This is a genomic window from Phenylobacterium sp., from assembly GCF_044371015.1.
Classification (GTDB): domain Bacteria; phylum Pseudomonadota; class Alphaproteobacteria; order Caulobacterales; family Caulobacteraceae; genus Phenylobacterium.
Genome location: NZ_JBILUK010000182.1, coordinates 1 through 6457 on the forward strand (window position 1 = coordinate 1; position 6457 = coordinate 6457).

Here is a 6457-nt window from a genome sequence, read left to right on the forward strand (position 1 = left end):
ATTATCGCCAGCCCCGAGGTCTATAAGAAGATCATCGGCATGCAGATGCTGGTCGAGGGCCTGGCCATGGGCGCCTTCGCCACCTTCTACGCCAAGACCAACGACCCGCTGGCCAAGAAGCTGTTCCAGCTGGTGATGACCGACGAGGCCTTCCACCACAAGTTCGGGAAGATCTGGGCCGACCGCACCATCCCGCACCTGACGGAGAAGGAGCACGAGACCATCGAGCTGTGGGCCGCCCAGTGCTTCCAGACGCTGCTCTTCAACCTGGTGGCGCCCACGCAGCAGCGCGATCTCTATGAAGAGTTTGGCCTCGACCCGGATCGGGTGATCGCCGAGATGGCCGCAATCATGAACGATGAGCAGCGGCGAGAGAACATGAAGGAGCAGACCAACATCTTCCGGGTGCTGGTGAAGACTCTGCTCAACGCCGGCATCATCACCGACCGCACCAAGGCGTTCTACGCGACCTATGTCGATATCGACGAACTGAAGAGCGAAGGCGACAAGATGGTCGGCGACGACATCGCCGAGGACGGTATCCGTTACCTCCAGGAGATCAACTTTGCGGAGAAGGCGCGGCCCGTCCTGATCGCGGCGGAGTAGGCCTCGGCCCGACAAACACGCGCCCGCCGGGTTCCCGCCCGGCGGGCGTTTTCGCGTCTGCTTGCAGTTGTCGTTCGAACGAACGTGGAACAAGATCGGTACGTGGACACGCCTTTCTCCCGCTCCGAGACCACCACCATCGTCACGCGCGGCGCCATGCGCCTGTTGGTCGACCTGGGCTATGCGCCGCTGGCCGAGGTGACGCTGCCCAATGGCCGCCGCGCCGATCTGATGGCCGTCGGGGCCAAGGGCGACATCCTGATCGTCGAAGTGAAGTCCGGGGTCGAGGACTTCCGGGTCGATCTCAAATGGCCGGAATATCGACCCTATTGCGACGCCTTCGCCTTTGCCGTGGGGCCGGAGTTTCCGCGCCAGATCCTGCCGGAGGAGCCAGGCTTGATCGTAGCTGATGGGTTTGGCGGCGCCGTGCTGCGCGAGGCTCCAGCGGTTCCCCTGGCCGGCGCCCGACGCAAGGCTCTGATCCTGGCGTTCGCTCGGCTGGCGGCGATGCGGGCGACAGGCGTGGCGGTTGTCGAACTCTGACCGGCGTGGGGTGACGCGGGGGCCTCGCGTCCATATGTTCACAGCCATGAACGCTCCCGTCCCCGCCCCCTCGATTCTGGACGCCGCCGGCGTCGACCCTGAGCGCGCACGCTCGATCCTGGGCGAGGCCCTGGCCGGGGCCGATGATGGGGAGCTGTTTGTCGAACGCTCCGAGAGCGAAAGCTTCCTGTTCGATGATGGTCGGCTGAAGTCCGCGGCCTATGATGCAACCGAAGGCTTCGGCCTGCGCGTGGTGGCGGGCGAGACGGCCGGTTACGCCCACGCCAGCGAGATCAGCGAGGCGGCCATCGGGCGCGCAGCGGATTCGGCCCGGCTGGCCCGACGCGGCTATTCCGGCGTCGCGGCTGAGGCGCCCCGCGCGACCAACGCCAAGCTCTACGGCGACGATAATCCGCTGTCCGAGCCAGGCTTTTCCGACAAGGTGGCGCTGCTGCAGGAGATCGACGCCTGGGCCCGGGCCCGCGATCCGCGCGTGGTGCAGGTCATGGCCTCGCTGGCCGGCGAGCGGCGTACGGTTGAAATCCTGCGCGCCGATGGCCGGCTGATCCGGGATGTTCGGCCGCTCTGCCGGATCAATGTGCAGGTGACGGTCGAGCGTGATGGCCGTCGAGAGCAGGGCTACACCGGCGCCGGCGGCCGCGCGGGCTTCGAAGCCTGGATCAGCCCTGACAAGTGGCAGGATCAGGTCGACGAGGCGCTGCGGCAGGCGCTGGTCAATCTCGACGCCGTTCCCTGCCCGGCCGGCGAGATGGACGTGGTGTTGGGACCCGGCTGGAATGGCGTGCTGCTGCACGAGGCGGTGGGCCATGGTCTGGAGGGCGACTTCAACCGCAAGGGCACCTCGGCCTTCTCAGGGCGGATCGGCGAGCGGGTGGCCGCGCCCGGCGTCACCGTATTCGACGACGGCACCCTGCCGGGAAGGCGCGGGTCGCTAACGCTCGACGACGAGGGGACGCCCACGGAGCGCACGGTCCTGATCGAGGATGGCATCCTGGTCGGCTACATGCATGACCGGATGAGCGCACGGCTGATGGGCCTCAGTCCCACCGGCAATGCGCGGCGCCAGTCCTACGCCCACATGCCGATGCCGCGGATGACCAATACCGGCATGCTGGCCGGGCGAGACACCCGTGAGGAGATGATCGCCTCCACCAAGCGCGGGCTGTATTGCGCGACGCTCGGCGGCGGGCAGGTGGACATCACGAACGGCAAGTTCGTGTTCCAATGCACCGAGGCCTACCTGATCGAGGACGGCAGGATCACCGCCCCCGTGAAAGGCGCCAGCCTGATCGGCGACGGCCCCTCGGCGCTGACCAAGGTGACCATGATCGGCGACGATTTCGACTTCGATCCCGGCGTCGGCGTCTGTGGCAAATCGGGCCAGGGCGTGCCGGTGGGGGTCGGTCAGCCCTCGCTGAAGATCACCGGCCTGACAGTGGGCGGGACGGCGGTCTAGTACTGCGGCCGAAGACGCCCGATGATCGCGATCATCAGGCCAGCCAACGCCAACAGCGCCAGGAGTTGACTGAGCGGCGGCGGCGGGTTTCGCGGCGTAGGCGCGAAGGACGGCGCGGCCTCGAACTCCGGCTCGCGGAATGGCCGCTCGTTGAAAATGTAGGGGTAGTAGTAGCGACGCAGCTGCGCGTGAAAATCTCGGATGTCCTGCCTGTAGTCGAGCTGAGCGCGGGGGTCCGAAGCCGCCAGACGGTGCAGCGCGAGCTGGAGACCTGCGCCCGGCAGCACATGGCCCACCCCTTCGCTCAGCGTCACCCGCTTGAGGACTCCCGCGTCGTAGGACCGGGCCAGGTCGGCCACCGACTCGTCGGCGACCTGATGGAAGGCGAAGTACCACTTCCAGTGAAACGGCGTGGTGACAGGCGCAGTCGACGCCCACTCCGGGTGGCTCCTGAAGAATGGGTCCATGGTCGCGGCCTTCGGGATGTCCCAAGCGCGATGAACCGCATCCCGGTGGATGATGCTCAACTCCTGGCCCTGGCGCACGGGGACGGCCCGGTTGATGGCCAGATGCGCCAGGGCGGGCGAGATCACCGCCACCACCAACCAGATGGCGCAGAGCGCCATGGCCGCCGTTGTCGTTGCGCGCACGAGGCGGGCGACCAAAGTGGCGAGGGATATCCAGACCGCAAGATAGGCGCCGACGAAGACGACGACGGTGAAGGTGCGCAGCGGCATAGTCCCGCTGACTGCGGCCCCGACAAGGAAGGGTGCGATCAGGGCCAGGAAGAGCGCCAGCCCCCGAACGCCGATGCGGGCGCGCCAAAGGTCTGCGGGCCGGCTGGCGGCGACTTGCAGGGCCGCCAGCCGGCCCGCTTCGCGCTCGCCCGAAAACAGGTCGTGCAGCAGCAGAATGACGAACAGCGGCGCCAGATACACAGCGACAAAGGCGAAATCGAAGCGTCCGGGCTGTGCGATCTCGGGATTGGTCACCTCGCCCTCATACAGCTGGGCCTCGAGGCCCAGAGCCCGAACGCGGAGGATGTAGGGGGCGATGTCCCTGACGCCCAGCGCGGCGAACGCCAGGTCGCTGGGCGGATCCCAGGTAGGATGGAAAGTGTAGTAGGCGGCGTTGCCCGCATCGCCTTCGCGCGACACCCAGCGGGAGATGGCGCCGACATCCTCGGCCTGATGCGCCGCGATGCCCGCGATCCGAGCCTCCTGACGATGGATCTCGATCACTCCAGAGGTGACCGCAACGGCGCTCAGAACCAGCAGCGCGACAAGCGCGGCCAAGCTGCCCGGCGCGCGCAGAGCGTGGCGCGCTTCATGGACCCAGGTCCCCATCAGGGCCGCCCCGCAAGCCGCGTGGCGGCGACCCCGACGAGCGCGAGGGCGAAGGCGAGCCAGATCGCCAGCGCCATGAAGGCCGGCCAGGCGCGGGCGCGCGCTTCCGCGCTGGGCGTCGGCTCATAACGGAACATCGGCATCTGTTTCCAATTGTCGGCGGCGATCCGGCTGCGCGCCTCAGCCGCGGCGTCGTTGCTCTTGGCGGCGTCATCGGCGGCGTTGATCGCTGTCGCCTGCAGGCCGTTCAGTTTCTGAATCAGGGCGTATCGATAGGCCTCGGCCTGATCCAGGAATCGGCGATAGGCCGCCAGATCCACGCCGGCGACGGAGGCGGATAGCCGGCGCAGGGCCACCGTCGGGCTGATAAGCGCCAACCGGTCCATCCGGGCGCTCTGCGCCGTCATCACGCCGAAACTCTCCGCAGCATAGCGATTGAACAGCGAGGAGGTCATGCGCTCACCTTCGATGCCAAGCAGGCCGCGATAGTTGACCGGCAAGTCCTCGATGCGGCTGACACCGTAACGGGCCAGGGTCTCGGCCTTGAACTTGGCGAAGTAGGGATCGTTCGGATCATGGCTGTCGCCCATGGCCCGCAGGTCGCGTTGCAAAGCGATATCGGTCTCGAACCGGCCAGTGAGGGGCTGTGACGCTGCGACCTCGGCGCCTGCGCGAGGCGACAGCAGGGCCATAACCGCCCAGGCGGCGACCAGCACGATCAACGCGGTGCGCGTCCGGCGCGCTAGGGCCGAGACCCCGACCACCAGCGCCACCCAGAACAGCAGGTAGGCGGCATAGCCCGCGAATCCCAGGGCCAGTAGGCCGCTGTCGACGCCACGCCCCAGGATCGCGAGCAAGAGGAGGCCCGGCAACGCGACGCCAAGCGCCACCGCGCCCAGGGCCAGAGACTTGCCGGCCAGGATCGCGCCGGGCGTCGCCCCGGCGGCCAGCGACTGACGAAGCAACCCGCGTTCACGCTCTCCCGCGATCATGCCCGCGCCAAGGAAGATCAGCAGCAGCGGCGCAATGGTCTGCAACAGGAAGGCCGGTGACAGCGCACCGAAGCGGACCAGGATGGAGGACTGCCGCGCATCGCCGAAGTTCGCCGAGTTCTGGCGGTGGCCCTCAAGGTAGACCAGGTTGCCGGTATAGGTTTCTACGCCGGGATCGAAGGCCGCCAGCGGGCTGGCGCTGCGCGCCGCGAAATGACCGAAGTGGACGACGCGGTGCGGGTGACGGGCCGGCTGTTCGAGGAAGTCCTGATCCGCCTTGGCCTGGACCCGGGCCTGGAACGCCGCCTGTTCGCGATGCTGCGAAACCGAACTCAGGGCTGAAACCAGCGCCAGGGCCAGAGTCAGGCCAAAGGCGATCTGGGCGACCCGACCGCGGAGCAGGCGAGACAACTCGCTGCGGCAGACGTGGAGGATCATGCAGCGCGCGCCCGACTGAACCGGCTGTGCAGCGAAGCGATGTCAAAGCGCTCGGGGCCTTCAGCGGCGCGGGTCTCGGCCAGGCGCCCCGCCTCCAGGAAGCCTAGTCGGTCGGCGGCGTCGACCGCGCCGAACAGATCGTGCGTAACCATCAGCACCGCCGCCCCGCCTTCGCGCAGACGGCCAATGAGCGCGTTGAAGTCGGCGGCGGCGCCGGGATCGAGGCCCGAGGTGGGCTCATCCAGCAACAGCACCTCCGCGCGGCGTAGCAAGGCGACCGCCAGCGCGGTCTTCTGGCGCATGCCCTTGGAGAAGCCGGTGACCCGCCGTCGCCAGGCCTCGGCCGGCAAGCCCACGTCGCCGAAGGCGTTTTCGAGCTCGGCCCGGGAGACCCGGACATCCGCGAGGCCCAGAAAATACTCGGCGTTCTCCCAGGCGCTCAGGTGGTCGTAAAGGGCCACGCTTTCGGGAATGTAGGCGGTCTTGGCCCGGGCGCGGCGCGGCTCGGCGATGGGATCGAATCCGGCCACCCGGATTGTCCCGCCAGAGGGCTTCAAGAGGCCGAGCAGCACCATCAAGGTGGTGGACTTCCCCGATCCGTTGCCACCCAGCAGCGCGAAGATTTCGCCCCGCCGGACCGTCAGATCCAGCCCACTGAGGACCTCCCGACCGCCATAGCCGGCGCGCAGGTCTGAAATGCGGATCGGGTCTCCATCCACTGACGTCATTGATCACTCCCCCAGCGAGCGGACATCAACAAGTCCGGCGCCCCAAAGTCAACGGACGTTATATCATAACAATAAACTTGACCCCTGGCCACCTTGGCGCCAATCGGTCGCTCGATATCAGCCGCCCTGCAAGACAGGATCGTCCCATGCCGTCGAGCACCCGCCCGTTCCTCGTCACCCTGGCCGCCGCCGCGTCGTTTGCGGGACAGGTCCAGGCCGAAACAGCGGAAGCCGAAGTCGAGGCCGTGGTGGTGACCGGCTCGCGACTGGCGAACGCCAGCATCAACGGGCTGGAGATCGAGACCTTGCGGCTGCCGCAAAATGTGC

At 67.5% G+C, this 6457-nt stretch carries 6 protein-coding genes and 1 pseudogene; 4 read left to right on the forward strand and 3 right to left on the reverse strand.

From position 1 onward, the window contains the following. The 3 genes and pseudogenes from ACIQ3R_RS13570 to tldD all read left to right on the forward strand — a co-directional run. Window positions 1-606 (forward strand): annotated as a pseudogene (locus ACIQ3R_RS13570) (ferritin-like domain-containing protein); the annotation flags it as partial. A gap of 102 nt (window positions 607-708) precedes the next feature. Next, entirely contained in the window at window positions 709-1149 is a 441-nt protein-coding gene (gene mmcB / locus ACIQ3R_RS13575; RefSeq protein ID WP_397419371.1) for a DNA repair putative endonuclease MmcB, read from the forward strand. 46 nt (window positions 1150-1195) lie between these two features. Further along, the gene (gene tldD, locus ACIQ3R_RS13580; RefSeq protein WP_397419373.1) at window positions 1196-2626 is read left to right on the forward strand and encodes a metalloprotease TldD; all 1431 of its coding nucleotides are present in this window, start codon (window positions 1196-1198) and stop codon (window positions 2624-2626) included. Here tldD and ACIQ3R_RS13585 read toward each other — a convergent pair. From ACIQ3R_RS13585 to ACIQ3R_RS13595, 3 genes are read right to left on the reverse strand one after another with little or no spacing between them, the layout of a single operon-like run. Continuing rightward, window positions 2623-3972: an ABC transporter permease gene (locus ACIQ3R_RS13585; RefSeq protein WP_397419375.1), complete on the reverse strand. Its 1350-nt coding sequence runs from the start codon at window positions 3970-3972 to the stop codon at window positions 2623-2625. The genes tldD and ACIQ3R_RS13585 overlap by 4 nt on opposite strands. Then, on the reverse strand, window positions 3972-5402 hold the full coding sequence (locus tag ACIQ3R_RS13590) for an ABC transporter permease (protein WP_397419377.1): 1431 nt from the start codon (window positions 5400-5402) through the stop codon (window positions 3972-3974). Before ACIQ3R_RS13590 ends, ACIQ3R_RS13585 begins: the two co-directional genes overlap by 1 nt. After that, the gene (locus tag ACIQ3R_RS13595; protein WP_397419379.1) at window positions 5399-6130 is read right to left on the reverse strand and encodes an ABC transporter ATP-binding protein; all 732 of its coding nucleotides are present in this window, start codon (window positions 6128-6130) and stop codon (window positions 5399-5401) included. Before ACIQ3R_RS13595 ends, ACIQ3R_RS13590 begins: the two co-directional genes overlap by 4 nt. Window positions 6131-6276: 146 nt before the next feature. On the opposite strand from ACIQ3R_RS13595, the gene ACIQ3R_RS13600 reads away from it, so the two are divergent. Further along, window positions 6277-6457, forward strand: a 181-nt coding sequence (locus ACIQ3R_RS13600; RefSeq protein ID WP_397419381.1) for a hypothetical protein, incomplete at its 3' end; no start/stop codon positions are given.